Origin of the sequence: Plantactinospora mayteni, assembly GCF_016862935.1 — a bacterium.
GTDB lineage: Bacteria > Actinomycetota > Actinomycetes > Mycobacteriales > Micromonosporaceae > Plantactinospora > Plantactinospora mayteni.
The window spans coordinates 1-26,277 of sequence record NZ_BONX01000005.1; the positions used below are offsets into that span (position 1 = coordinate 1).

At 68.7% G+C, this 26,277-nt stretch carries 16 protein-coding genes and 2 pseudogenes; 7 read left to right on the plus strand and 11 right to left on the minus strand.

Annotated elements, in window-relative coordinates; genetic code table 11:
• Together Pma05_RS05280 and Pma05_RS05285 are read right to left on the minus strand one after the other, a co-directional pair.
• A partial coding sequence (locus Pma05_RS05280) for an ATP-binding cassette domain-containing protein (RefSeq protein WP_203856160.1) occupies positions 1–1,511 on the minus strand: 1,511 nt, incomplete at its 3' end.
• On the minus strand, positions 1,508–3,352 hold the full coding sequence (locus Pma05_RS05285; RefSeq protein ID WP_203856161.1) for an ABC transporter ATP-binding protein: 1,845 nt from the start codon (positions 3,350–3,352) through the stop codon (positions 1,508–1,510). The genes Pma05_RS05280 and Pma05_RS05285, both read right to left, overlap by 4 nt.
• Positions 3,353–3,869: 517 nt before the next feature.
• On the opposite strand from Pma05_RS05285, the gene Pma05_RS05290 reads away from it, so the two are divergent.
• The 4 genes from Pma05_RS05290 (at position 3,870) to Pma05_RS05305 (ending at position 8,727) form a co-directional block, all read left to right on the plus strand.
• A complete protein-coding gene (locus Pma05_RS05290) occupies positions 3,870–4,931 on the plus strand; it encodes a hypothetical protein (RefSeq protein ID WP_203856162.1) in 1,062 nt (353 codons plus the stop codon).
• Between the two features lie 259 nt (positions 4,932–5,190).
• Positions 5,191–5,976, plus strand: a complete 786-nt coding sequence (locus Pma05_RS05295; protein WP_203856163.1) for a hypothetical protein — start codon at positions 5,191–5,193, stop codon at positions 5,974–5,976.
• A gap of 16 nt (positions 5,977–5,992) precedes the next feature.
• The gene (locus Pma05_RS05300; protein ID WP_203856164.1) at positions 5,993–6,955 is read left to right on the plus strand and encodes a hypothetical protein; all 963 of its coding nucleotides are present in this window, start codon (positions 5,993–5,995) and stop codon (positions 6,953–6,955) included.
• Positions 6,952–8,727, plus strand: coding sequence for a condensation domain-containing protein (locus tag Pma05_RS05305; protein ID WP_203856165.1), 1,776 nt, complete (start codon positions 6,952–6,954; stop codon positions 8,725–8,727). Before Pma05_RS05300 ends, Pma05_RS05305 begins: the two co-directional genes overlap by 4 nt.
• 56 nt (positions 8,728–8,783) lie before the next feature.
• On the opposite strand, the gene Pma05_RS05310 is transcribed toward Pma05_RS05305, so the two are convergent.
• The 7 genes from Pma05_RS05310 to Pma05_RS05340 form a co-directional block, all read right to left on the minus strand.
• Positions 8,784–11,813, minus strand: coding sequence for a non-ribosomal peptide synthetase (locus Pma05_RS05310; RefSeq protein ID WP_203856166.1), 3,030 nt, complete (start codon positions 11,811–11,813; stop codon positions 8,784–8,786).
• A 547-nt stretch (positions 11,814–12,360) separates the two neighbouring features.
• Complete coding sequence (locus Pma05_RS05315; protein ID WP_203856167.1) at positions 12,361–12,810, minus strand: hypothetical protein; 450 nt, start codon at positions 12,808–12,810, stop codon at positions 12,361–12,363.
• A gap of 370 nt (positions 12,811–13,180) precedes the next feature.
• Positions 13,181–15,202, minus strand: coding sequence for a twin-arginine translocation signal domain-containing protein (locus tag Pma05_RS05320; RefSeq protein ID WP_203856168.1), 2,022 nt, complete (start codon positions 15,200–15,202; stop codon positions 13,181–13,183).
• Between the two features lie 31 nt (positions 15,203–15,233).
• A complete protein-coding gene (locus tag Pma05_RS05325; RefSeq protein ID WP_203856169.1) occupies positions 15,234–16,097 on the minus strand; it encodes a carbohydrate ABC transporter permease in 864 nt (287 codons plus the stop codon).
• Positions 16,087–17,016, minus strand: coding sequence for a carbohydrate ABC transporter permease (locus Pma05_RS05330; RefSeq protein WP_239311718.1), 930 nt, complete (start codon positions 17,014–17,016; stop codon positions 16,087–16,089). Before Pma05_RS05330 ends, Pma05_RS05325 begins: the two co-directional genes overlap by 11 nt.
• A 5-nt stretch (positions 17,017–17,021) precedes the next feature.
• Positions 17,022–18,311, minus strand: coding sequence for an ABC transporter substrate-binding protein (locus Pma05_RS05335; RefSeq protein ID WP_203856170.1), 1,290 nt, complete (start codon positions 18,309–18,311; stop codon positions 17,022–17,024).
• A 77-nt stretch (positions 18,312–18,388) separates the two neighbouring features.
• Positions 18,389–19,423, minus strand: a complete 1,035-nt coding sequence (locus tag Pma05_RS05340) for a LacI family DNA-binding transcriptional regulator (RefSeq protein WP_203856171.1) — start codon at positions 19,421–19,423, stop codon at positions 18,389–18,391.
• Between the two features lie 122 nt (positions 19,424–19,545).
• On the opposite strand from Pma05_RS05340, the gene Pma05_RS05345 reads away from it, so the two are divergent.
• Positions 19,546–21,156, plus strand: coding sequence for an FAD-dependent oxidoreductase (locus tag Pma05_RS05345; RefSeq protein WP_203856176.1), 1,611 nt, complete (start codon positions 19,546–19,548; stop codon positions 21,154–21,156).
• A gap of 13 nt (positions 21,157–21,169) precedes the next feature.
• On the opposite strand, the gene Pma05_RS05350 is transcribed toward Pma05_RS05345, so the two are convergent.
• A complete protein-coding gene (locus Pma05_RS05350) occupies positions 21,170–22,207 on the minus strand; it encodes a LacI family DNA-binding transcriptional regulator (RefSeq protein WP_239311722.1) in 1,038 nt (345 codons plus the stop codon).
• A gap of 18 nt (positions 22,208–22,225) precedes the next feature.
• Positions 22,226–24,694, minus strand: coding sequence for a glycoside hydrolase family 2 protein (locus Pma05_RS05355; protein ID WP_203856173.1), 2,469 nt, complete (start codon positions 24,692–24,694; stop codon positions 22,226–22,228).
• A 195-nt stretch (positions 24,695–24,889) separates the two neighbouring features.
• Between Pma05_RS05355 and Pma05_RS05360 the strand changes: the two are divergent.
• Both Pma05_RS05360 and Pma05_RS43915 read left to right on the plus strand, forming a co-directional pair.
• A pseudogene (locus tag Pma05_RS05360) lies at positions 24,890–25,323 on the plus strand (transposase); the annotation flags it as partial.
• 75 nt (positions 25,324–25,398) lie between these two features.
• Positions 25,399–25,982, plus strand: a pseudogene (locus Pma05_RS43915) (transposase); the annotation flags it as partial.
• Positions 25,983–26,277 lie beyond the last annotated feature (295 nt).

Below are 26,277 nucleotides of genomic sequence, written 5' to 3' on the forward strand. Positions count from 1 at the left end.
GGGCGGTCGCCGGTCACCTCCCGCATCAGGGAGCGGGCGAGCGCGAGCCGCTGCCACTGGCCTAACGACGGCTCCACCCCGTCGAACTCGGCGCCGAGCTGGCTGTCGAGGCCCTGCGGCAGGCTGGCGAGTACGTCGGCGGCATCGGCCCGATCGACGGCCGCCCGGAGGGTGGGCCGGTGGCGGATATACCGGATGCTGCCGACGCCGATCGTCTCACGGGTCAGCAGTCGGATCCGGGCGAAGTCCTGGAAGACGCCGGACAGGCTTGCCCGCCAGTGGGTCCGCCCGATGCTGGAGAGGGGCTCGTCGTCCACTGTGATGTGTCCGGCCGTCGGCTCGTGGACGCCGGTGAGCAGCTTGATCAGCGTCGACTTGCCGGCGCCGTTGGCGCCGACGACCGCGACGGTGCTGCCGGCGGGCAGCCGGAGGTCGATGTCGCGCAGCACGTCCTGCTCCGACCCCGGGTAGCGGAACCGGACGCCGTGCAGAGCGATGCCCCCAACCAGGGTGTCCGGGGCGGGACCACCGGGGCGGGCCGTCTCGTCGACATAGCGTCGGAGCCACCAGTAGTGGTCCACCACCTGGCCTGCCTCGGCCACCGCGGTGAGGCTGTCCAGGACCGTACGCAGCTGGTTCTGCAACTGCGTCGCCAGCGTGACGACCATGACGGCCGCGCCCACCGTCGTCCGGCCGGCGCTGATCAGGTCCGCGACCACGAGCAGTGCGGTGGCCAACCCGGCCGCGTACAGCAGCCAGGCGCCGCCCTGGTAGGCGGTGGCCCGCAGCCGGGCGCCGGTCTCCCGGGCGACGGTGGCCTCCCACAGCTTCGACGCGCGTAGGCTCAGCGTTTCGCCGCTGCTCGCGAGCATGACCTCCTTGGCCGGCTCCGGCTGGACGCACAGCTCGTGCAGCCGCTGCTCGTGCCGCAGCGTCTCGGCGCTCTCGTCCCGGGCCTCCCGCAACAGCCGGTCGGCCCGCCGGGTGGCCAGGAACAGCGGTACGCCCAGCACCGCCAGCAGGCACAACACCGGACTGACCCAGGCGAGCAGGCCGATGGTGACCACCAGGCTGACCGCCGTGGTCACGGCGTTCAACGTCGACCAGGGCAGCGCGGCGATCGATTGCGAACTCCTGAAGATGCGGTTCCACCGGTCGATGTACGGCCCGTACTCGACGTGGACGATCGTCGGGATCGACGAGACGGCGTACTGGATCTCCGCGTTGAACGCCATCCGCACCCGGCCGGAAAGGTAGATGAACAGATTGTTCTCCACCCGGCCGGCGGTGGCCGACACAGCGGCCCCGGCGGCGCCGAGCGCTACCGCGCCGACCACCGCGCTGACCTGCCCGGCCGCGCTGCTGTCAACCAGCCACCGCTGGCTCAGGCCCATCGCGGCGATGACGCCGGCCTGCCCGATCGTGAGGGCACACAGCAGCATCGCCGCCCGCCGGTCGCTCCGGACGGCCAGCCCGGTCACGTGCCGCAGCAGCCGCAGCCAGTCGGTCATCGAGCCCCCGCCCGGAACGCCTCGGCCTGTACGGCGAAGAACCGGGCGTACTCGCCGCCGGCCGCGATCAGCCCATCGTGCGAGCCGTCCTCCGCGACCCGCCCGTTCCGCAACAGGACGATCCGGTCGGCGGGTCGCACGGTGGAGAGCCGATGCGAGATGAGCAGCGTGCTGACGTTCCGGACCCGGGACACCACCCGCTCGTGGAACTCGGCCTCGGCCCGGACGTCCAGGTGCGCCGTGGGCTCGTCCAGAACGAGTACCTGGCGGCCGGCGGCCACGGCGAACAGCACCCGGGCCAGGGCCACCCGTTGCCACTGGCCGCCGGACAGATCCGTACCCTCGGCTCCCTCCCGCCACAGCAACGTGTCCAGGCCGCCGGGCAGGTCGGCGAGCATCCGCGTGCCGCCGGCCCGGTCGAGGGCCTCCCGAACCGCGTCGTCACCGGACAGCTCGGGCGCCGCGAAGGTGACGTTGTCCCGCAGGCTGGCCGGGTAGTGGACGAAGTCCTGGAGGAGCACGGCCAGCCGGCGCCGCCAGGCCGGCAGGTCGAGCGTCCCGAGGTCGACACCATCCACGGTGATCCGACCCGAGTCCGGACGGTAGAGACCACCGAGCAGCTTCACGAAGGTGCTCTTGCCGACGCCGTTCGCGCCGACCACGGCGACCGTCTCGCCGGGCCGCAGGGTCAGCGTCAGGCCGTCGAGCACCGGCCGCGCGGATCCCGGGTACGCGAAGACGACCTCCTCGAAACGGATCGTCGGCGGCGCTGCTCCCGGCCCGCCCGGTGTTCCGGCCGACCCGGATCGCACAGTCGGCCCGGATCGCGGGGCGATCCCGGGTCGGGCAGTCGTTCGATACTCGGCAGCCAGTTCGTCGGCGGCCTCGACACCGCGTAGTCCGTACTCAATGTCGTACGCCTCCCGGCCCATCGCGCTGATCGACATCACGCCCAACCCCGCGAGGACGAAGGTGATCAGCTCGGCCCGGTCCAGCGAACCACGTAGCACGGCCGCGGCGGGTACGGCCAGCGCGGCCAGCGCCGAACCGCCGGTGAGCAGCACCGTCCACCACTGCCGCCGCAGCACCGCCAGCATCTCCCGGTAGACCGGCGCGTAGGTCCGGGTGGCCATGGCCCGGAACCGCCCGAGAAACCAGTCGCTCAGCCCGAACAGCCGGACGTCCTTGGCCGCGCCGAAGACGGCCTGCTCGGAGACGTAGTATTCCTTGCGTTGCCCGGTGGTGTCCGCGTCCAACCGGTCGATGATCCCCATCCACTGCCGGCGCAGCACCGCCCGGATCGCCAACGAGACCAGCAGGAGGGCGAGGGCGAGCGGCACCGAGAAGGTCGCCAGCAGCACGGTGGCGGCGAAAGCGCTCACCATCCGGAACACGAGTTCGAGCTGGCCGGTCGCGGCGTTGCCAGCCGACCGATCCCGGGCCACCCCCATCCCGCCGTCCACCGCCCGGGCCGCCCTGTCCTGGAAGCCCCGGCTCTCCAGCTGGTCGAGTCCGGGCAGGTTCACCGCGAGGGTACGCACCTCAGCCCGCAGATTGCCGTCGATACGCTTGACGACCAGCGGTCGTACGGTGTTCAGCAGCAGCCAGACGAACTGGTCGGCCAGGAACAGCCCCGCGACCAGACCCGCCGCCGCGAGCGCCCGCCGGTCGAGGTGTCCACGGCCGAGCACGGCGACCAGGTAGCCCACCGACAGCGCCTGTGCCGCCGGGATCATCGCCCTTGCCAGTTGCAGACCGACGAGAGTACCGACCGCCGCGCCACCGGCCCGTGGCAACAGTCGCAGCAAGCGGATTCGCTCCGCGGTCACCCGCGTGGTCATGGTGACGACGCTGCCCGGCGACCGTACGCCCCTCGCTGACAATCGACCCCCATCCGCCGCGTCGCTTCCATGCCGCCCAGCCTCGACGTCGGATGACATCGGCCCTTGAGGTCGGATTACCTCGACCGGCACCACGCCCGTTCCTTCAGCCCAACCGACGGAAGGACAGGCCGGCTACCTGTGGCGGCGACGTGTGCACGCCTCGCAGCGTATGGACCACGAGATGCCCCATCACGCCCCAGGAAGAGGGGACAGTGCCGCCCCGTCCCCCCGAGCCGCCGCCTCGCTACCTTGCCAGGCATGACGGTCACCGCACCCGACGAGGTCGTCGCCACGATGCCCGGCGCTGTCGAGAGCCCCGGCGGGCGGTCGACCGCCCTGGTCGCCGGCTCCTTCGCACTCTACTGTGGCCGGTCGCCGGGGCGCACCTGCCGCCCGAGGTGGCCCGACCCCGACCGCACGGTGCCGGAGCAGCGCAGGGCGCCACGCGGGTCGAGGCACGGTGCGCGGGGACGCGATGCCAGCCTCCGCTGACGCCATCAGGCACATCGTGCTGACCAGCGCCGACGCGGTCGCCGGCTTCGCGTCTCAGGGGCTGTCACAGGTGCTTCCCCAGGGACGGCTCCGTGAGCTCTTCCGACTGGAGTACGCGTGGCGCAGCGTCGACGTGCCGTCGCGGTACGTACTGGCGCTCGATGATCGCGGGGTGCTCGGCGCGCTCGCCGTCTATCCGGCGCTCGGCCGGCACCACGCGGGCTGGACGCCGCAGCAGACGTTCGGCGTGCCGGGATCGGCCACCGGCTGGACGCGCGGAGTCCTGCTCGGCTCGGACGCGCTGGCGGCAAACACCATGGCGATCCGCCCGGACGCGCCGGAGGCGGCCGGAACGTTGATCAAGGGCGCGTTCCAGGTCGCCGCCGAGCATCGACCAGACTTCGTCTGCCTGCCCCGGGCGATCGGGTGGCAGGCTGGGGCGGGGGCCACCGCGCCCACCGCGCCCAGCGGGTGCGCCGAGGATTTCGAGGCGATCCTCGACCTCACCCCCGGGCCGTTCGACCGGTACGTGATGTCGCTACCGAAGGCGCGTCGGGCTGACATCCGACGGGAACGGCGCCTCTTCCTGGAATCGGGGATCGAGGTTCGGGAGGAGCCTCTCGACAAGCGGCTGGTTCGCCGGTTGGCGCCGCTGCTGCACCAGGTGAACGACAGGTACGGCGCCGGGACGGGCCTGGCCGACGACTGGCGGTACCTGGATGCGATGCGAGTCACGATGGGCGACACCGTCCGGGCTCTCGTGGCGTACGTGGATACCACGCCGATCGCGTTCTCGGCGCTGTGGGACACCGGGGCCGAATGGCGCAGCCGCTGCTGGGGCTGCGACTACGCCCGGTCGGAGATTCGGGACTACGCGATCTACTTCAACATCCTCATCCATGAGCCGGCGCGGCGCGCGGCAGCGGCAGGCGCGCCTCAGCTGTGGACGGGATCCGGCTCGACGCTGGCCAAGCAACGACGCGGGGCGCGGCTGCATCCCGTGCGGACGCTGGTGTGGCGGGACGCCCCCGGCACCACGACCTAGGATGGCCCACCACCAGGCCGAGGCGCGGATACGGTACCTCCGACGGCTACCTGCGACCGGCTCGTCGGGACGCTGCCTCCCACGCTTGGCAAGCGACCTGGTGCGGGCGTTGAGGTCCGGCGGGCGGTTTGACCGGTGGTTTCGCCGCCGGCCGACTCGACCCGCCCGTCCTCCATTTCTGGGACGGGGCCGGGCCGCGGGTTTCGCCGTACCTTGGCGGCATGGTCGCAGCTGCCTTCCGCCCCGCCCGAGCCGACAGGTGACCGGGGCTCAGCAGCCCGGGCTGGTGCTCACACTCGACTACCCAGGCTACGAGGAGCGACCGAGGATCTCCAACCTCGTCGCGGACGTTCCGGGGGTCGAGGTGCGGCACCTCATGACCCACCCGTTGCCCGCCGTTCCGTCGGCCGTCGAGTACGCCGAGGCGCTGGTCCGGGAGGTCACCGCCGACCGGCGGGTCGACGCCGTCGTCTCGTACTGCCTCGCGTCTCCGATCGCGCACGAGGTGGCCCGGTTGACGACGGGGCGCCAGCGGTGCGCGCCGATCCTCATCGCGCTGGACGGCGCACCCTGCCCTGCCACCACTGTCGTCGACGAGTACCGGAGGGTGTTGTCCGGCTTCGGTGCCCCGGACACCGAGCCGGCGGTCGCGCTGAGCGGCCGGGCGATGGTTGACCGACCCCGACTTCTGCTCGCCGAAATGGCGTCCGAGCTGAGGCTGCACGTGGTACGCGCCATGTCGGGCGTGGCGGACGAGGTCGACGAGGTCGCGTTGTGCCTCGTCGAGGAGTTGGTGGGCAAGGCGATCGACTGGCTCACCCAGCTCATGGCCGCGCACAACGCCCCCTTCCTACCCTGGCCGGGCGAGGTACTCCTGGTACGTTCCCGCGACCATCCGTTCAACGGGCCGTGGCCACAGGTACCCACCAGCCGAATGTGGTCGGTCGACTGCGACCGTGAAGATCTGCTGCGACACCCGCACGCGCGGCGCCTGATCGCGGAGGCTCTCCAGCAGCGCTCCACGGACCTCGGCAAACCTCTATAGCTAGGAAGACTCACCGATGGGGCACACGTCCAGGCTCGCACGCTATTCCGGCATCGACCTCGAATCGGATCGCTCCGACCCGATCCTGGTCTGTATCGGCCAACTCGTCGTCGACGTCGTCGTCAAGGACGTCTCCAACCGGTGGCCCGACGGGTCCTGGACGCAAGAGGACTGCTCGATCTCCATCCAGATCGGCGGCGCCCCGCTCCACGCGTGTGCGGGGTTCGGCGACGCCGGGTACGGTTCGGTCGTCGTTTCCCTGCTGGGTGGCGCGGAAGCGATCCAGGGCGGCGTACGCCCCGATGACCTCGGACAGTACGTGCTCGCCTGCCTTGAGCAGCGAGGACAGGCATACGACCTGGAGATCAGGGCGGGAGTTCCGACCGGGCGAATTGTTCTCCTCTATCCGCGCCACGTCGGAAGGGTGATGCTGACCGACGCACCCGGGTTGGCGCGGATGTCACCGGAACACGTGGCGGGAGCCATCGAGCGAGCCGCCGCCGCACGCCGTCCGCTGGTGGTCTCGTTAAGCGGTTACGTCCAGTTCGAGGACACCTTCGCCGAGATCTCGGCAGCCGTGCGGAGCGCGGCCAAACGGACCGGAGCCCTTCTCTGGATCGATGTCGTCCCCCACGACATCTACCAGGACATCTCCTTCGCCGATTTTCTCGAATCGGTGCGGGAGGCCGACATCCTGTCCATTGACGAGGAAACCTGCGAAGGTTTTGCCGGCAGCTCGGGTACCAGCCTTTCGCGGGTCATCAGCCGGCTCTGCGAACTGGAATCCACGCTCTTCGTGAGTCGTCCGGACGGCCTGGTGCTGGCCTGCGGCGAACAACGGAGCACCATGATTCCGGAAGACCATCAGAGTGGTAGCGGGTTGCCGGGCCACGGCGACCGGCTGGTCGCGGCGGCAGTAGCCCGACACGTCCGTGCTCGGTTCCGCGACGCTGCCGACCGATCCACCCAGGTCAGATGATGGACCGCCCAGAAGGATCCGACCGGACCCCGCCGACGGCACAGGCATCTGACGAGGTACGGGTCGAGCAGGTGCTGGACGTCTGGTCACGGGTTCTGGGAGCGGGCAACCTGACGGCGGCCGACAATTTCTTCAGGCTCGGCGGCAAATCGTTGCAGGCGGCACAGGCCGCTCTCCTGCTACAGCGGGCTACCAGCCGGCCGGTGGGGCTGGCGGCCATGCTGGAGCACAGGGACGCGACCCACCTGGCGCAGATCATCGGCCGACTCGAACCGAGCCCCCCGGTCAGCGCCACGGATGTCGGTACGGCACCGCACCTGCCGGTGAACCTTTTTCAACCTGAACCGCGCGGCGCTCACACACCGCCTCCGAACTTGCGCTCCGACGGACCGCAAGGGGAGGTTGAAAAAGGTTCAGTGTCATGCGACCAGGAGCGGAGGCTCCTCCGGGACCGCAGGTACGGAACCGCCTCCGACTGGCGCCTCGACTTCGGCTTCGAGATATCCGGTCCAGTGGATGTCGAGCGACTGAGTCGGGCCGTCGACGGGCTCCTCGCCAGGCACGAGGTGCTGAGAAGCAGGTTCTACTTTGACTCGTCCGGGCAGCCACATCAGGAGGTCATGGCCCTACGCCCAGGGGCGCTGAGCCAGACAGACCTGCGGAACGTCGAGTCGGACCACGCCGAGAGCGACGTCGCGCAGAGCTTTCTCGCGGAACCCTTCGACCGGGCGGCGGGTCAGGTTTTCCGGGCACTCCTCGTACGGCACACCGAGAATCTGTGGCACCTGCTGTTCAGCGTCGACCACCTGGTGTGTGACCTCCGGTCGAAGGAGATCCTCCTGCGCGACCTGTCGTCGTTCTATGGCTTTCCGGACGCCGTTGGCATGGCAGACCCGGTCATCCCGTTCCGCGCATTCGCCGCCTGGCAACGGACTCTGTCGGCGTCGCCGAGCGGGGCAGCACTGCGGCGTTTCTGGAGCGACTACCTCGGTAGCAGTCTGTCGGATTCTCCCCCCGTCGTCACCGCTCTCAGCGCGGCCACGCGAGGGGCGGACGCACTGCCCGACCTCCCAGAGCACGGCGGCGGACGGTCGGCATGGTTCCATTCTCGCCTGCCGGCTCCGCCGGGCGGGGAGCCGGTCGGACGGGTTCGGGAGGGAAACCGGACCCCCGCGCTGGTGGGCCTGGGCGCCCTGTACCTTGTGCTGGCCGCGCTGACGGGGACCCGTGATCATGTCGTCGCGACTCCGGCGGCCAACCGGGAGAACGATGACTTCAGCGGTACCGTCGGCTGGCTGTCCAGCCTCATCGCCGTCCGAGCGACCTGGTCGGCAGGCATCACCGTGCACGAGTTTCTCCAGACCACGACATCCGCGTACGTCGCGGCTCTCCGCCACTCGCAGCTGTCCTGGTCGGAAATCATTCGCACCTGTAACCCGACCGGCTATGCGAGCAACCCTCGAAGCCCGGAGGTCTACTTCGACGTCCTGGGCTCCGGGCCGTCCGAGACCTTCCGCCTTGGCGAGGCGAGCTGTCGACCCCTCCCGCCGGCAGGCGGGTACGGCGGATACCCTGCGTTCAACATGTTGGTCACGCTGGCCGAGGATGGCTGGCAGCTGTCCGCATCGGTAAACGAAGACCTGTTCAGCCGATCGGCGGCGGAGCATCTGCTCCAGGGATACTCATTGGCTCTCGGCTGGCTGTTGGATCCGCACGATCACTGGATTGATGACCGGCAGCGAGAACTCGCCCGCGTTCTACAGGGGCCCTGACCCTGCCACTGGCGCGTTTCGCCCAGCTGCGCCACCACATGCTCGTGCGACAGCCGCTATCCGCCATCCTGCCGGGCCGCCGACACGTACCGGACGAACGCCGTGGCCGTCGGATGGTCGAGCAGGCCGTCGAGGGTGAGGCGAACACCGGCCGACCGCGACACCCGGGCCAGCATCCGAACGGCGGTGAGCGACTGGCCGCCAACCAGGAAGAAGTTGTCGTTCGGTCCGATATCCGGGTTGTGCAGCAGGTCGCGCCAGATCGCCAGCATCCCGCCGACCGGTTCGTCGACCGCACCGTCCCCTTCCGGTGCCGCGACTCTCGTGGCCATCGGCCGAGCCACCAGCGACCGGTAGTCCACCTTGCCACTCGGCGTTAGCGGGAGCCTGCCGACCTCGAGGTAGGCCGGTAGGGCGTAGCTGGGCAGCTTTGCGCGCGAGTGCCGCCACAGATCTTCCAGGAGCCCGGGCGGCGCGCCCGGAATCGGCTGCACGAACGCGGCGAGGCCCGGGTCACCTGGCATATCCTCGCGGAGCACCACGGCGGCGGCGACAACCCCGGGATGCTCGGTGAGCGCCGCCTCGACCTCGCCCAGTTCGACGCGGTGAGCGCGGACCTTCACCTGTCGATCGGTACGCCCGTGCAGGGACAGTGTCCCGTCGTGCCGCCAGCTCGCCCGGTCACCCGTCCGGTAGTACCGCCCGAACCGGGGCGACACCCCAAACCGGTCACGGGTCAGCTCCGATCGATTCAGGTAGCCGGAGGCGACCCCCTGCCCAGCTATGCACAACTCGCCGACGACACCCGGCGGCAGTTCGGCGCCCGCCGCATCGACCACGAAGGCCACGGTGTTGCTGATCGGCGTGCCGATCGAGACGGAACCGATGTCGTCCAGGGTCAGGGTGGCGGCTGTCGACCAGATCGTCGCCTCCGTCGGCCCGTACACATTGGTCAGACGGCAGCCAGCTCCGAGCAGCATGGCGGCGAGCGAAGGCGGCAGCGGTTCGCCACCACACAATACGGTCCGACCCGACAGACCAGCCGCGTTCTCAGGGGTGAGTTGGGTGAACGTGGTCGGGGTGCCCTGGATGACCCGAACGCCATGCTCTCGCATTAGGTCCATCATCCGGGCGGCGTCGGCCCGGGCCGCGTCTGGTGCGACGACGACCCGGCCACCGACGGTGAGTGGCAGGAACAGTTCCAGCGCGGAGATGTCGAACGCGAAGGTGGACAGCCACAGCATCGCATCCTCTTCGCCGGCGGAAAGGGCGTGCGCGAAGTGCCGCACCACATTGGCCAGGTTGCCGTGCGTCACCCTTACACCTTTTGGCCGTCCGGTCGAGCCCGAGGTGTAGATGACGTACGCGATGTCCTCGTTGGAGGGCCGTGCCCCGAGCTTTGTTTCCTGCCGTCGCGGTAGGTCGCGAATCGGGAGTACGGGACACCGGACCGTGGTGTCGGGTGGCAGTGGCCGGTCGGCGAGCACCGCCGCGGCCCCCGAATCCATCAGCTGAAAGGCCAGCAGTTCCGCCGGATTATCCGGATGCAGCGGCAGATAAGCGCCTTCCACTCCCCAGACGCCGAGGGCGGCGGCAGCGAGTGACAGCCCGCGATCCGCGTAGACGGCCACCACCTGGCGCCGACCGACACCGGCTGCGGACAGCCGGTCGCCAATTTCCGCAGCCGCGCCGAAAAGCTCGCCGTAGGTGTGCTCGCCGGCGTCGTCGATCACGGCGACAGCCTTCGGATCGGCGCAGCCGGCCGCCTCCACGGAATCGATGACCAGCGGAGGGTCGCCGTGGCCGGCCGTACTGTTGGCGGCGTCCACCACAGCCCGGTCCCGGGGTGACCACCATTCGACCTCGGTCAGTGGCCGCCCCTCGGCGTCGGCGAGTCGCTCCAGGAGCGCCTCGTAGCGCTCCTGGAGCGCGGCCACGTCCGCGTCGTCGAAGACCTCGGTGCGATAGACCGCCAGCACCGAGTCGTACCCGGGGCCGGTTTCCACCGTGAAGACGAGGTCCTGCAAGCTGTGGCGCGGCGGCGCGGCGACGATCTCGACCAGATTGCCGCCCAGCAGGGTGTGCTCGGGTACCGGGACCGGCCGGTAGTTGAACATGAACCGGAAAAGCGGCGACCGCCAGTTGGCGCCGGACTCGGCCAGGTCCGGTAGCACGGCCTCGTAGGACACCTCACCGTAATTCAGGCCGGACATGAATGCGTACCTTGTCGCGGCAACCAGGTCGCCGAAGCTGCCAGCCGCCTCGACCAGGACTCGGATCGGCAATGAGTTGACGTGGTATCCGACCGAGGCCCGTTGCGTGACGTCTCGTACGTCCACCGACACGCCGACGACGACATCCGGACCGGCTCCGTGTCGGGTCAGCAACAGATAGTAGGCGGCGAGCAGGACGATGTTCTCGGTCGCCCGGTACCGTCGGGCCATGTTCCGGACGGCGGCGCGCGCCACCACGGACAGGTCGTGGCGCCGGGAGGCCCCCGCGAACGTCTCGGTGCGGTCGTGGAGCCGACCCATGGCCATCTGCTGCCGATCGGCTTGGACACCGATCATCCGCGACCGCCAGTAAGCGACCGCCCGCTCACCCGGCACGGGCTCGACGTAGGTCTCGACGGGCTCAGCCAGGTGGGCCGGGAGCGCCACCCCGGACACCTCGGCGTTGTATCCCTCCACGAGATCCCTGAACAGAACGCCGGCCGTCCACGCGTCGTACACCAGGTGGTGCAGAGCAAGGCAGCACACGTCCCGATCCGGGTAGCGCCATAGTCCCACCCGGAAGGGCCCGTCCCCGGCGAGGTCGAACGGTGCGCTGACGAAGTCGGCGACCGCCTGCTCCAGCGGCTCGGCCGGATTCTCGACGACGCTGATGGAGACCTGCGCCTCCGCCGCGGGTGACACCACGGCGTACGGCTCGCCGTCGATCTCCGGAAACGCCGTACGTAGCGCAGGGTGCCGCCGTACGAGCAGGCAGACCTGGTGGCTGAGTACCCCGAGGTCGAGGCGGCCGGACACCGATAACGTCAAACCTTCGTTGGAGATGCCACGGTCTGGAAACAGTCGTTGTAGCATCCACAGTGCCCGCTCCTTGACCCCCAAACGCCGGGGAGGCAAGCCGGCTGCCGGTGGCGACGTCGTGTGCACCAGGCAAGCGTATGGATCGGGGGGTCCCGTCTCACGCCCCGGGAAGAGGGGACAACGCCGGTAGTCCTCCCTTTCGGGGACATGGGGTGTACCGGATGACCAGCGGGCTCTAGGACGGCTCCTCTCCTGTCAGCGCGGCCTGGTTGGATGTAGGACGGCGATCAGGAGGAATCATGACGCAATGCCGTTCAGATAAGGCGTCTGCTGGGGTCAGCGTGGTGAGCTGACGTCGATTGTGGAGGCCGGTACGGTGGCTGGCCGTGACGTCAGCGGTGGTAGGCGCAGCAGAACGGCTGACCCAAGATCCGTAGTCACGAGAGTGTCATCCGAGTCGCCGCCGAGCGAACGTCACCGATCTTGAGGGCAGACAGCGCGGACGTAGCCGATGAGCGGACGCTTCGCTCATCCGTGTCTGCTTGAGCGATTGCAGCGCGGGTTGGGGGCGGCTCGGCCCCTGCCGGGCCGAGCCGCTTGGTCAGGCTCGGGTGAATTCCATGACCCAGTTGGACTCCCAGGTCTGTCCGCCATCGGGGGAGAACTCCTGCTCCCATCGCGCTGAGGTGGGTGTGATGTCGGACCAGATGAAGTGTGCCTTGATCGGCATGCCGTCGTGCGTGTCGTCGCCGTAGAAGTCGCCGCGGCCGTCTGCGAAGGTGCCGGCGACCGGTGGGAAGAGCAGGCCGGTGCGGCTGTTCGCCCAGTAGATTGACCATTCCCTTCGCTCGGTGTCGAACAGGCGCAGGGTGAAGCCGCGGCTGCCGAGCGTCGGGAAGATGATCTCCTCGGTGTTGCCCGCGCCGTTGAAGATCGGCTGGCAGGTTGTGGTGCCGGGGAAGGTCTCCCAGTCGTCGCTGTCGGCGAACAGCGTTTTGAGCCGGCGGTTGACCACGTTCCACGAGCCGATGAAGAAGTCGAAGTCGTTCATGTCAACGATCGTGGCGGACTACCCCTGACAGCTTCTGTCAGTGGTCTGGCAGATTGTCTCGGTGCGCGCGAGTCGACGGCTGTCAGGCCGACTATGGTCGACGGAACTCTGGGGCGTGCTGTCTCGGGTGCCTACCAGACGACGGGTGCGCCACCTGCCTCGGCGGCAGCAAAATGTCCGCCCGGCAGGTGCACCCCCTCGCGCGCAACGCCCTCGGCTTCGGGCGATCATGCCCGGCACTCACCCGCGGCTCGATCTCGCCAGGGCGGTGGGCATCGTCGGGCAATCCGCAGCATGCTGGTCGAGAAGCCGCCGAGCGGGTTCGTGCCGGCGCCGGAGAGCTGACCGGCGCCGGCACGGACCGCTCGACTCAGCTCACCGGCTCGACACGGAGATCGACGGAGAGCGTCCCGGAAAAGCTGATGGTGAGGATGCGATGAGTGCGATTGCCCAGGTATGACCGGTCCATCGGCGCATACTTCGCTTCACGGTCGACTCCCCAGTCGATGATGAACCTCATGCTTCCGCGGGTGAGGGTGAGCCCTCGGGTGACGGTGATCGTCTCCTGTCCGTAGGGCGCCGGCGTACCGTTCGCAAAGACCACCTGATCTCCGGTGCCGACGATGAGGGGGATGCGTTCGCGGGACGCTCCCGGCGTGGTCAGCACCCGCCTGATTCCATCAGGACGATGCGTCACGTCCGTCCTCACCGCGCCGTCCGCGGTCACGTACCTCGTGGTGAACACGCCCCTGTATCCGGTCAGCGCGTCCGCCGAGATGACGGCACCGGACGCCGTCGCCCCGGCATGGTGCGTCGCACTCACCGGGCCACGTGAGGAGGCGGTGCCGACGGTGTCGGCGACGGTCGTCCAGTCATCCGGACCCGTGCTGTTGACGGTGAGGGCGAGCATGCCTGCGACGGGGTGCCAGAACGCGTTCGTCCCCATCCGCTGGAGCGAGTTCTGCCGCACGCCGTAGAGACCAGCGGTGTAGTACCCGGGACGGCGGACGAACACGTACTGCTGGTCGAGGGTGCCCTTGCGGAGTTCGGTGAACCTGCTCTCGCGCAGATAGCGCAATGCGGCGACCTGTGCGTCGCGCTGGGCTCCAGGGATCCCGAGCGGGGCCTGCGGGACGTGCATGTGCAGCCGCGGCGACGAGTCCTGCTTCTGTCTGGGCGAGACCGGCGCCGTGGATGCGTTCCAGGCGTTGCGCACTTGCGTCTTCTCCTCCGAGCTGGCGAAGAACGCGCCCAGCGCAGGCACGTGGGGCAGCAGGGTCCGCGCGAGCGCGCTGCGGTCCACGTCGTCCACCGGGGTGGTGACGAACGTCGCGACGATGTTGCGTGCGCTCGTTCCGGAGAGGATGAAGCCCTCGTTGCGTCCGGGTTCCATGACGACGACGTACCCAAACCAGGCGGCAAACCGCTCGGCCAACTGGATGATGGTCGGGTCCGGCAGCCGCTTGTACAGCGCGCCGAGATCGGGGAGCATCACGTCGAAGTTGTACCCGGCGTCCGGTGCGAGGGGCTCGTGGAAGAACCCGGCGGGCGCCTGGCCATCCTTGAGGATGATCTGCAGCCGGTTCGGGACGGAGGCGCTGACGGCCGGTTCGCCGAGGATGTGCGCCGCTTCGACGACGCCGGAGAGCCCTGCGACGACCTGGTTGGCGAACTGGACCGGGCGGTTCCAGTGCGGACGAGAGGTGTCGACGAGCCACGCGGAGCTGTTGCGGATGGCGTCGCGGATCTGCAGTCGGCGGTCGTAGAGCTCACCGGCTGCGCGGAGGTCCCGGAGGACGGCGGCGAGCGCGACGGTGCCGAACCCGGTCGGGGAGAGGTGGTGCTCGGTCGGCGAGTACTCCGGGTACGACCCGTCGGCGTGCTGCAGGGAGAGGTAATAGCCAAGGGCGGCGTCCAGGCGCGCCAGGAGCGCAGGATTGCGGTAGTACGGGTTCCACGGTCGATCGTTGGCGTAGAACCAGGAGAGCGTGGCGACGTGCTCCATGATCCGGGAGTTGTACGGCTGGTTGGGCGTGCGCTGCCAGCCGTCCTCCATCCACCCGTAGTTCGGCGCGACGTCCCGGACGCTGTTGGCGAGCGGAGCGACGATCATCAGGTACGCAGCCAGTACCTGCTCGTTGGGCGCGAACTGGGTCCGCACCGGCTGCCCAGCCGGGAGCGGGGCGACGAGCGGCAGTACGGTGCCGTCCGATGTCGCCATCGCGGGCGGCGCTCCCGCATTCCCGATCGCGAGCAGCGCCGCGGTGGTGCTGACGCCGACCAGGAAGTTCCGTCGGCTGAGCGCCGGCAGCATCGGTGGGCGTGTCTCATCCTCATGCATCATCTCGACTCCTTCGTCTCTCGACCGGGACGATGAGGTCAGCGGCGGCACCCGGTCCGCGTCGTCGCTGTGGTGGGTCAGCTCATCCCTTGAGCCCCGTCTGGGCGAGGCCCTGGACGAACTGCTTCTGCGCGATGAGGAACACCACGAGGATCGGGACGACGGTAAGCGACGCGGCGCCGAGCTGCGTGTTCCACATCTGCTCGCCGTAGAAGTCCTGATAGCGCGTGATCGCGAGCCCGAGCGTGAAGTTCTCGGGGGTCCGCAGGAAGATGAGCGCCTCGAAGTACATGTTGAACGAGCGCAGGAACGCCATGATCCCGACCGCCGCGATCGCCGGCTTCGCCAGAGGGAGGGCGATCCGGAAGAACACCCCGGCACGTGTCACGCCGTCCAGCCGTGCGGCCTCCTCGTACTCCTTCGGGAAGCTGAGGAAGTGCTGCCGAAAGATGAACACAGAGACGACCGCCGTGGGCCCGAGGATCGGCAGGATGATGAGCGGCCAGTGCGTGTTATTGAGACCCATCGCGTTGACCGCCGTGAAGATCGGGATGATCGTCACCTCGGTCGGCACCATCATCGCCGCGAGCATGAGCGTGAACGCCACGTTGCGCAGAGGGAAGCGGATGCGGGCGAAGGCATAGCCCGCCATCGCCGACAGTAGGATCGATGCCACGGTGACGATCGCCGCGATGTACATCGAGTTGCCGTACTGCTGCAGGAACGGCTGCGCGGTGAACACCTGCGCGAATCCGTCCAGCGTCCACTCCCCGGGCAGCAGCGTGGGAGGCTGCAGGAAGATCTCGTTCGCCGGCTTGAACGACGAGAAGAACATCCACAGCGTTGGATAGAGGAACGGGACGGACGCGGCCACGAGCAGCACGTACAGCGTGACGGCCGTCACCCGCGAGCGGCCGCGTGCCGCGCTCGATGCATCAGACCTCATCGTGTACCCACTTCCGGCGGGAGGTCCATTGCAGCATCGTCAGCGTCAGGATGATGGCGAAGAGCACGACGCCGATTGCGCTGGCGTATCCGAACTGCTGGCTGACGAAGGCCGTGCGGTAGAGGAAGAACGGCAGGACGTTCGTGGCATCCCCCGGCCCGCCGCCGGTGAGCAGCTGCACGGGAGCGAACACCTCGAGCGAGCCGATGGTGGTGAGGATCCCGGTGAGGAGGATCGTCGGCGCGATCATCGGGACCGTGATCGACCAGAACGATTTCCACGGCGACGCGCCGTCTAGCTGCGCAGCCTCTCGGATCTCCTCCGGGACGCTTTGGAGAGCAGCGAGGAAGAGCACCATGTTCATGCCGACGCCCTTGAACACCTGCACGACGACGAGGGAGATGAGCGCGGTGGAGGAGTCGGCGAGCCAGTTGGTCCCGTCGATGCCGAGGAGCCGGAGTGCGCCGTTGAGGCCTCCGTCGGGGGCGAGGAGGAAGCCCCATGTCACGGACCAGGCGACCACGGACACCACGACGGGTGAGAAGAAGATCGTGCGGAACGCGGTGATGCCCTTCATCCGCCGGTTGAGGAGGACGGCGAGGCTGATGGCGATCACGAGGTTCAGCACGAGGACGCCCGCGCTGAAGAGCAGACTCGCGATGACCGACGCGGAGAAGGTCGGATCAGCGAAGAGGCGGGAGTAGTTGTCGAGTCCGATGAACTTCATCTCGCCGGTGAGTGGCCGCCACTCGTTGAAGCTGTACCAGATGACGAAGAGGAAGGGGACGACACCGAGGATGATGACGCCGAGGACCTGGGGCGCGACGAAGGCCACGCCGAGCCAGCGGTCCCCGTCAGGACGGGGGCGCCGGCTCGGCACGACTCTTCGGTCGTTCGCCGCGGAGGTGCGTGCGGTCACTTGGGTCAGCCCTTGAGCGTCGGCGAGATCTGCTCGCAGATGCCGGTGACGGCGGCCTTCACGTCGCCTCCCGACCACACCGGGTCGAGGCCTGCGCGGACCTTGTCGGAGAACTGTGAGAGCACCGGGTGCTGCGGCTTCACCTTGGCCTCAGGGACCACGTCGATGATCGCCGACTGGATCTCCTCGGGCGAGAGCTTCGGCGCAGCCTTGGAGAGCGTCTTCACATTGAGGAGCGACTGACGGGGCGGCGGGAAGAACTGCGCGAGGAGCTCGGCGTTCGTGGGGTTCGTCAGGTAGGCGAGGAATCCGGCCGCCTGCTTCTGGTGCTTGCTGCGTTCAAGCACGCTCACCCCCGCCTGTCCGACGATGGGGTGGTAGCCCTTCGGCCCTGCCGGGAGGGGGAGGAACGACCACTCGAAGCTGTCGTCGAGGCTCCCCGACTGACTGAGCTGCGCGATGCTGAAGGCCACGTCGCCGCTCGCGAACGCCGCGGGCGCTGCGTTCCCTGAGACGGCGGGGATGGCGCCGCGGCTCATCTGCTTCTGGTACCAGGTGAGGTAGTCGATCATCCCCGGCGACGCGAACTCGCACGTCGCGCCGTCCTCGGACCACGGGGCGGCACCCCATGCGTTGCCGAGCATGGTCACCGCGCTCCAGTTCGTGGGGTTGAACGTCGGGACGTTCAACCCCACGGCCCCCGTCTTGCTGTTGGTCGCCGCGGCGATGTCGGTGATCGTCTCCCACGTGTAGTTCGGGGTCCCGACCAGTGATTTCACATCGGGCTGGCCGGCTTTCGCCAGGAGGTCTTCGTTGATGTAGAGCGCGAACGGCGAGTTGGAGAACGGATACGCGTAGACGCCGCCCTTGTCGTCCTGCCACGGAGCGAGCGCGGCGGGGAGGATGTCGTCGAGGTCGTAGCCTTCGGTGTCCTTCAACGTGTCGCGGACATCGTGCAAGATGCCCGAGTCAACGAACTCGGGGCCGCTCGCCTCGGGGATCCAGGCTAGGTCGGGAACGTCGCCACCGGCGATCTGCGTCGTCAGCCCGGCGATGTAGTCCGGATTCGTGACGGGCTCGAACGTGATCGACGTGACCTCGTCACCGTGCTCTGCGACATAGGCGTCGCCGATCTTCTTCAGCAACGCCAGGTGGCCCTCATTGGACGACCAGAGCGCCATCTTCAAGTCGGCCGGACCTGACGCGTCGGTGTCGCCGCCAGCGCATGCGCTGAGGGACACGGCCAGAACTCCGGTGAGCGCGATGGCAGCCCCTCGGTATCGGGTAGCTCGCATAGGTACTCCTTCAAATTCGTTCCGCGCCCCGTGGAGCGCTGAAAGAAACATGAACGTAACCAGAGCTACCGAGAAAATCAAGAAATATTTTCGAGAACTTGCGGAGCCGCTGTCGAGTCCCGCACGACGAGCTCTGTCGCGAGGTCGGTGTGGAATACGGGAGGCGCTCCACCGAGCAGCAGCTTGTGCGCGACGTCCACCGCGTACGACCCCATGGCCTCGGATGGCTGCCTGATGGTCGTCAGCTGCGGCGCCGTCATCCGCGCGACGAGTTGATCGTCGAACCCTACGACGCTGAGGTCGTGCGGGACGGACACGCCGGCACGTCGCGCGGCTTCCAGGACCCCGGCCGCCTGCGCGTCACTCGCCGCGAAGATCGCCGTGACGCGGTCCGGTCGGCCCAGGAGGGACTCCGCGGCCTGCAGTCCCGACTCGTACGTGAAGTCGCCCTCCTCGACGATGTCGGCGCCGGGCTGGATCCCCGCGGAGGCGAGCGCGGCCAGGTGCCCGTGCTTGCGCGCGATCGACGCCTGCGTGTCGGACACGCCGCCGAGGAAACCGATGCGCGTGTGCCCGAGCGACAGCAGATGCTGCGTGGCCGCCATGCCGCCGGCGAAGTTCGTCGCGCCGACGGAATACGAGTCGCTGTCCGGCAACCGGTAGGTGTCGACCTCGACGAGCGGAACTCCGTTCTTCGCGAGCTTCGCCCGCTCCGCCGTCCTCAGCCGGGATTTCAGCGCGATGACGGCTGTCGGCCCGTTCCGCTTCGTCCGCTCGATCCACCCCGCGGCGGGCACTCCATCGGGAAGGTCGAGAAGGACGAGCTCGAGCCCGGCCTCGTGGGCTGCGCGCATGGTGCCGCGCAGGATCTCCACGGTCAGCGGCGACGACATGCTTGAGCTCGCGAGCACGACCACCACCGTCGCCAGGTCACTCCGGGAGCGCTGCTTCGGAGACAGGTACTGCTTGTCGCGTAACACGGACTCCACCCGCACGCGGGTGGCGGCGGCGACGTCCGGCGCCCCGTTCACGACCTTCGAGACGGTGGAGATCGAGACACCCGCCTCGCCCGCCACCTCGGCAAGCGACGGTCGTCGCTCCTTCTTGCGCATGGGCACCCCTTCGATCACGTCGAGTTCTGGATTCTATGGCGGACGACGTCGCCTAGAGGGATTTTACTTAGACATGATCGAGAAAATTGCCTAGAGTTCCCGGGAAAGAAAGGTGTTCTCCCGTGACTCGACAGCAAGCTGACCTTCTCATCGTCGGCGGTGGCGTCGGCGGCGTCTCCGCCACCCTCGCAGCGTTGCGCCGCGGCAGATCGGTGATCATGACCGAGCAGACGCCGTGGCTGGGAGGACAGTTGACGGCTCAACTGGTGCCCAGCGACGAGCACCGACGCATCGAGACAACCGGCCGCAACCGCAGCTACGCCCAGTTCCGCGAGCTCGTCCGCGAGCACTACCGGACCTACTACCCGCTCACCGCCGCCGCGAGAACCGACAAGCATCTCAACCCCGGCGCGGCGTGGGTCAGCCCGATCAGCGTCGAGCCGAAGGTCATCCTCGCGGTGATCCACAGCATGCTGCGCCCGTACGAAGCGTCCGGACGACTCACGCTCATGCTCGAGACGTCGCCCGTCGCTGTCCACACCGACGGTGACCGCGTCATCGCGGTGACGGTTCGCGACCGTGAGGGAGATGTGTGTGACCTCTCCGCGCCGTTCGTGCTGGATGCGACCGAGCTCGGCGACCTCCTGGAACTCGGCAAAGTCGAGTTCGTCACCGGCCGCGAGGCTCGCGGCGAGACCGGCGAGCCCGGCGCACCGGAGACCGGCGATCCCCTCGACATGCAGAGCGTCACCTGGTGCTTCGCGGTCGAGCACCTCGCCGGCCAGGATCACACCATCGACCGACCCGACGACTACGACTTCTTCCGCGAGTGGCGACCGCCGCAGCTCGACGGCGAGAAGATGCTCGGGTTCCGCCGCGCCGCCCACGACGGATCGATCGCCAGGGAGTACACGCTGCGCGTGAACGACGACGACGACCCGTTCGCCATCGACGTGGACCACCGCAACATGGGCGAAGCCCCCGAGCTGTGGAACTACCGCCGCGTCGCCGCGCGGCGCCAGTTCGAGGACGGCGCGTACGAGAGTGACATCGTCGTCGTGAACTGGCCGATGAACGACTACGTCGGCGGTACGGTGTTCGGCAGCGACGACGCGGCGGTCCACTGGGATCGATCGAAGGCGCTGAGTCGGTCGCTGCTCTACTGGCTACAGACGGAGGCTCCGCGACCCGACGGCGGCGTCGGCTGGCCCGGACTCCGCCTCGCGCCGCGCGTTACGGGGACGTCGGACGGTTTCGCCATGATGCCGTACTTCCGGGAGTCACGCCGCATCCGAGCGGAGCGGACGATCCTCGAACAGGACTTCGACCGGGACCTCCGCGACGGCCGGGGCGCCGAGCGCTATCCGGACACCGTGGGCGTCGGTCACTACTACTGGATCGACCGGCACGCCACGACCGGTGGCAGCGCGGGCGGCGGCGGCCTGCCGGAGCCGTTCGAGATCCCGCTCGGCGCCCTCCTGCCGCAGCGCGTACGGAACCTTCTCCCCGCCGCGAAGAACATCGGCACCACGCACATCTCGAACGGCAGCTACCGGCTGCAGCCCGTCGAGTGGTCCATCGGCGAGGCCGTGGGAGCCCTCGCCTCATACTGCCTCGACCACGGCCTCGAGCCGTCCGCGGTGCGCTCCGATGCGCGCCGGCTCGGCGACTTCCAGCGCGACCTCGAACGCGGTGGCGTGCAGCTGCGGTGGGATCCCGCGCTCCGCTGGTAGATCGCCGCGAAGGTCAGGCCTCGACCGGCGCACGACCGGTCGAGGCTCTGACCTGCAGCGTTGGGGTCGCGTCCTGATGAGTGGACGGGTCCGCACCGTCGATGACGTCGAGAAGTCGGCGCGCGGCATGGGCGCCGAGGGCGACGACATCGTGGCCGAGCGCCGTCAGCCCCGGCGTCACGAGGCGGCAGAGCAGCGAGTCGTCCCACGCGATGATGGAGACGTCGCTGGGGACCGAGAGACCCAGTTCGTGTGCGGTAGTCAGCGCTACGACCGCCATGACGTCGTTGTCGAACAGCAGACCTGTCGGCGGCCGGGGCGACGACAGCACGGTGCGCGCGGCTGCCGCACCGGAATCCGGTGAGAGGTCGGTGCGCACTATGTCGTGTTCGAGGCCCGCAGCGCGAGCGGCGTGCTCGAACGCGTCGTCGCGGATGGCCGTGTACGCATAGCGGCGGGGGGCCGCAACACGGGTGATGCGTCGATGGCCGAGGGCCGCGAGATGCTCGACTGCCTGCTGCATCGCCTCGGCGTCGTTCGTCCACACCGTCGTCAGTCCGGCCGCGACGCTCGGGTCGCCGACGACGACCGCGGGGATGGCACCCTCCGACACGACGGAGATCCGCGGATCATCCGGGATCAGATCGGTGAGCAGGACGCCGTCGACACGACGCGACATGTGCCATCGCCGGATCGCCTCGGCCTCGGCGTCCGCGTCGGGCGCGACCTCGAGCAGGAGTCCCATCGAGCGAGACGTGAGCGTCGCCTCCACGCCGGCGATGAACTGCATGTAGAACGGCTCGACGGAGAGATCACGAGGGTCCTTGGCGAGCACCAGACCGATCGTGTCCGCGCCTGCACCCGCCAGCGTGCGGGCGGCGCTCGCCGGCGACCAGCCGAGCCGGGCCGCCACCTCGAGAACCCGTTCGCGCGTGGCCGGAGACACACCGGACCGGCCGTTGAGAGCATAGGAGACGCTCGCGGTCGACGTCTGCGCCTCCCGCGCGACGTCTGCGATGGTGACCCGCCGGGTCTGCGGAACGCTCGTCATCACCGATGCCAGCTCCCGTCAGTCGGGATCGATGATATCCCTCAGCGAGGCAACGACGAACGCCGCCTGCGGCGAGGCGGCATCGAGCGGCTCCGGCGCGCGGACACGGAAGATCTCCGTCTCCCCCGGCAGCACGGTGGTGAAGCCACGGTCGACCGTCGCCTCGGGATGGATCCGGTCCGGCTGGACGAGCACATCGCGCGCGAGGTGATGCGAGCGGACGCCGATGTCCAGCCCACCGGTAACGGCGGTGACCGTGACCTCCAGCGGCGTTCCGTTGAGCCGTGCATCCCTCGGCGAAGCGAAGTGCCAGACGGCCCGCTCGTCGTCGACCGTCGCGATGATGAACTCGGCGCCTGGATCCGACGACTCGGCGACAGCCGACGGCAGCGTGACACGGGTCACCGAACGCGGAGGAACCGAGAGCGAGTGCGACCGCTCCGCGGCGGGCACGCCGTCGAGGCGCCGCCGAGCGAGGTGCGCCATCGTGTCCCACGCGTCGTCGTCGTCGTTGATGACGCAGAGCTCCAGTGCGCCGTCACACGGCTCGATGGTCACGACCCGCGGCGCGTAGATGTCGCGCAGGGCGAAGTAGAGCGGCTTGCAGCGGCCGGCGCTGTCGATCGCCGACCACGACGTGACAGGCCAGAGGTCGTTGAGCTGCCACACGATAGTGCCCGTGGTCCGCGGCCAGCTCGCGCGCCAGTGCAGCACGCCGGTGCGGACCGCCTCGACCTGCATCCACTGCGTCTGCAGGTGCCACCGGTCGAAGTCCTCCGTCGGCGGGAGGTGCCGGGCGAGGTTGCGCGCAAGCTTCGCGTGTCCGTCAATGGCCTTCTGATGGTGGCGCACGTTCTCGGCGTCGATGCGCAGCTCGCGGTCAGTGACCGCATCTCGGAGTGTTCTCCAAGCCGCTGCGCCCTGCCAACCGAACTCGGACACGAAGCGCGGAGAGCTGTCCCGGTAGACCGCGTAGTCGTACTCGTTCCAGGCGTCCCAGGAATGGAACGTCTGGTGGTCGGTGTCGTTCGGGTCGTGCGCCCAACTGCCCGACCAGGGGCTCCCCTCCGTGTAAGGACGGGTGGGGTCGAGCTCGCGAACGAGGTCCGGGAGCCACTCGAGGTAGTACCGCTCGCCCCAGGTGAGCTCACCTCCTGGCTGCGCCGCCCAGTCCTTGTCGAGGCGCATCCAGAGGTTCTCGTTGTTCCCGTTCCAGATGGCAAGGCTGGGATGAGAGCTGAGCCGCACGATGTTCTCGCGGGCCTCGGCGAGCACCTCGGAGCGGATCGGCTCCTCCTCGGGGTAGGCGGCGCACGCGAAGAGGAAGTCCTGCCACACGAGCAGGCCGAGCTCGTCGCACGCTAAGTAGAACGCGTCGCTCTCGTAGACCCCTCCGCCCCATACGCGGACGAGGTTCACGTTCGCGTCAGCGGCCTGTTCCAGACGGGTCCGGACGCGGTCGGCGGTGACCGCCCCGGGGAAGACACTCTCGGGGATCCAGTTCACGCCCTTGACGAACAGAGGGCGCTCGTTCACCGTGACGACGAACGGGGTGCCGTGAGCATCGGGTGCCCGGTCGATGGCGACAGTCCGGAAGCCGACCCGTGTGCGATGCTCGTCGAGTTGCTCCTTCCCGGACCAGAGCGAGACATCGACCGGATACAGGTGTGGTTCGCCGAGTCCTCGCGGGTACCACCGTCGCACGTCGGGAACGGCGACGACGACGGTCGCGGAGTCCTCGCCCGGCTGGACCTCGGCGTGGACAGCCTGCCCGGCGATCTCGACCTCCAGGTGGAGCGGGAGTGTTGCCCCCGAGTCGGTTCGCTCGAGGTCGATGTGGGCGGTGAGGATTCCGGTGTCCTCGAACAAGTCGACCAGGGGACGGACCGCGGCGATCCGCGCCGTGCTCCACGTCTCCACCTTGACGTCGCGCCACAGTCCGCAACCTGGGAGGGTCGGTCCCCAGTCCCAGCCAAAGCTGCTCGCCATCTTCCGAATGAACGCGAAGGGCTGTGGGTAGGCGCTGGGCCGGGCTCCGAGCACGCGCTCCCATTGCTCCGCCTCCGTGTACGCGGACGTGAATCGGACATCGACGGCATTCGCCGCGGCCGCGGCCGCCGTGATGTCGAACCGGGAGGAACGATGCATGTTCCGGGTGCTTCCGACCGTCCGCCCGTTGACTGCGACGGATGCGACGGTGTCGACACCGTCGAGGACGAGGTCGATCCGCTCCGCGCCAACGGCGGCGGCGAACGTGCGGCTGAGTCGCCAGTCGCATCTCGACACCCACGAGACTTCGTCCTCGTTCTGGTCAACGAAGGGGTCGGAGATGAGGTCCGCTGCCAGCAGGTCGAGGTGGATCGCACCTGGAACCCGCGCATCGATGGCCTGGCCGATGAGCGGGGTGGCCGCTTCTGGCACCGAAGTCTGGCCGTCAGCAACGACTGTCCATGTCCAACGTCCTGCCAGGTCCAACGTCGTGCGCATGCGGACTCCTCCTCGCCGACTTAAGTGGCGATTCCAGCGTAGCCTAAGCGCTTAAGGTCCGCCGAGACAGGACCCGGCCGCTCCATGCGCGCATCTGCGTCTGTCCGTCGTTGTCATCCGGTGACACCGGATGCCGGCGCTGACGGAGGGAAGGCCCGTGGTGTCGGCCCCAGGCATCGAACTCTCGCTTCTCATGCTCTGGGTCGGTCCCGTGCCGGGTTGACCATCAAGCTGCACCTGGCATGTGAGCAGGGACAGAAGCCTCTCGCCGTCGTGCTGACCGCCTGGCAGCGCGACGACAGTCCGCAGTTCGTTCCGGTCCTGGCCGCGATCCGCGTTCCCCGCCTGGCCGCGCCGGCCGTCCGAGGACCCGCCCGGACCGGGTGCTGGCCGACAAGGCGTACACCTCGAAAGCGAACCGGACCTACCTGCGTCGACGCGGTATCGTCGCGACTATCCCGAGCAAGACCGACCAGGACGCCGGCCGTCGAGCCAAGGGCTCCAAGGGCGGCCGACCGCCAACCTTCGATGCCAAGACCTACAAGCAGCGTCACGCCGTGGAATGCGGCATCAACCGCCTCAAGCGCGACCGCGCGGTGGCCACCAGGTTCGACAACTCGCCGTCCGCCACGAAGCGACCATCCACCTCGCCGCCATCAACGAATGGCTTTGACCGACTTCGACATGGACCCTGAAGCAGGGGTTTCGTTCAGGCGTTGGGGCTGGACCGGGTGCGTCGGCCGGCGCATGAGCCGGGCCGGGTGGCTGTCGATCTGGCGGTGTTGCTGGCCGACGGTGGTGAAGCCATCAGCGATCTGGCGGTGTTGCGGCAGCAGCCGGGCCTGTTCGGGCCGGTCGCCTCGGACGCCACCACGTGGCGGGTCCTCGACAGGATCGACGGACCGGCGCTGGCCCGTCTGCGGGCGGCTCGCGCCGGTGCACGGGAACTGGCCTGGGCCCAGCTGATCGAACCCGCCGGGCGCTGCCGACCACACAATCTTGGGTCGGGCGATGCCGGGGCTCGTCCTGGACATCGACGCGACGATCGTGCTGTGTCACTGGCGAGAAAGAGAACACGGCACCGACCTGGAAACACACCTACGGCTACCACCCGTTGCTGTGCTTCCTCGACGCGACCGGGGAAGCTCTGGCCGGCATGCTACGGCCGGGAAACGCCGGATCGAACACCGCCGCCGATCACATCACCGTCCTCGAGCAGGCATTGACCCAGATCCCGGAGCAGCTGCGTTACGGCGACGAGCAGCAACGCCGCCATATCGAGGCGGGGATCCGGGCGGCGATGGACCGGCTTCTACGCGGCAACCTGCCGCCCGGCGGCCGGTGCGACGTCAAGACCCTCGCCGCCGCAGCTGCGGTCACCCGCAACAGCCTCTACACCACCTACAGCCGCCTCAAAGACGAGTTCGAGCGCCGCCGCGAGCGGCAACGCGACGCGGGCGTCACCGCCGACCCAAGGCAGGCGCAGATCGCCCGGCTCAAGGCCGACAACGCCGCGCTGCGCGAACGCCTCGCCGACCGCGACACCACAATCGCCCACCTGACGGCACTGCGTACCACGAGGG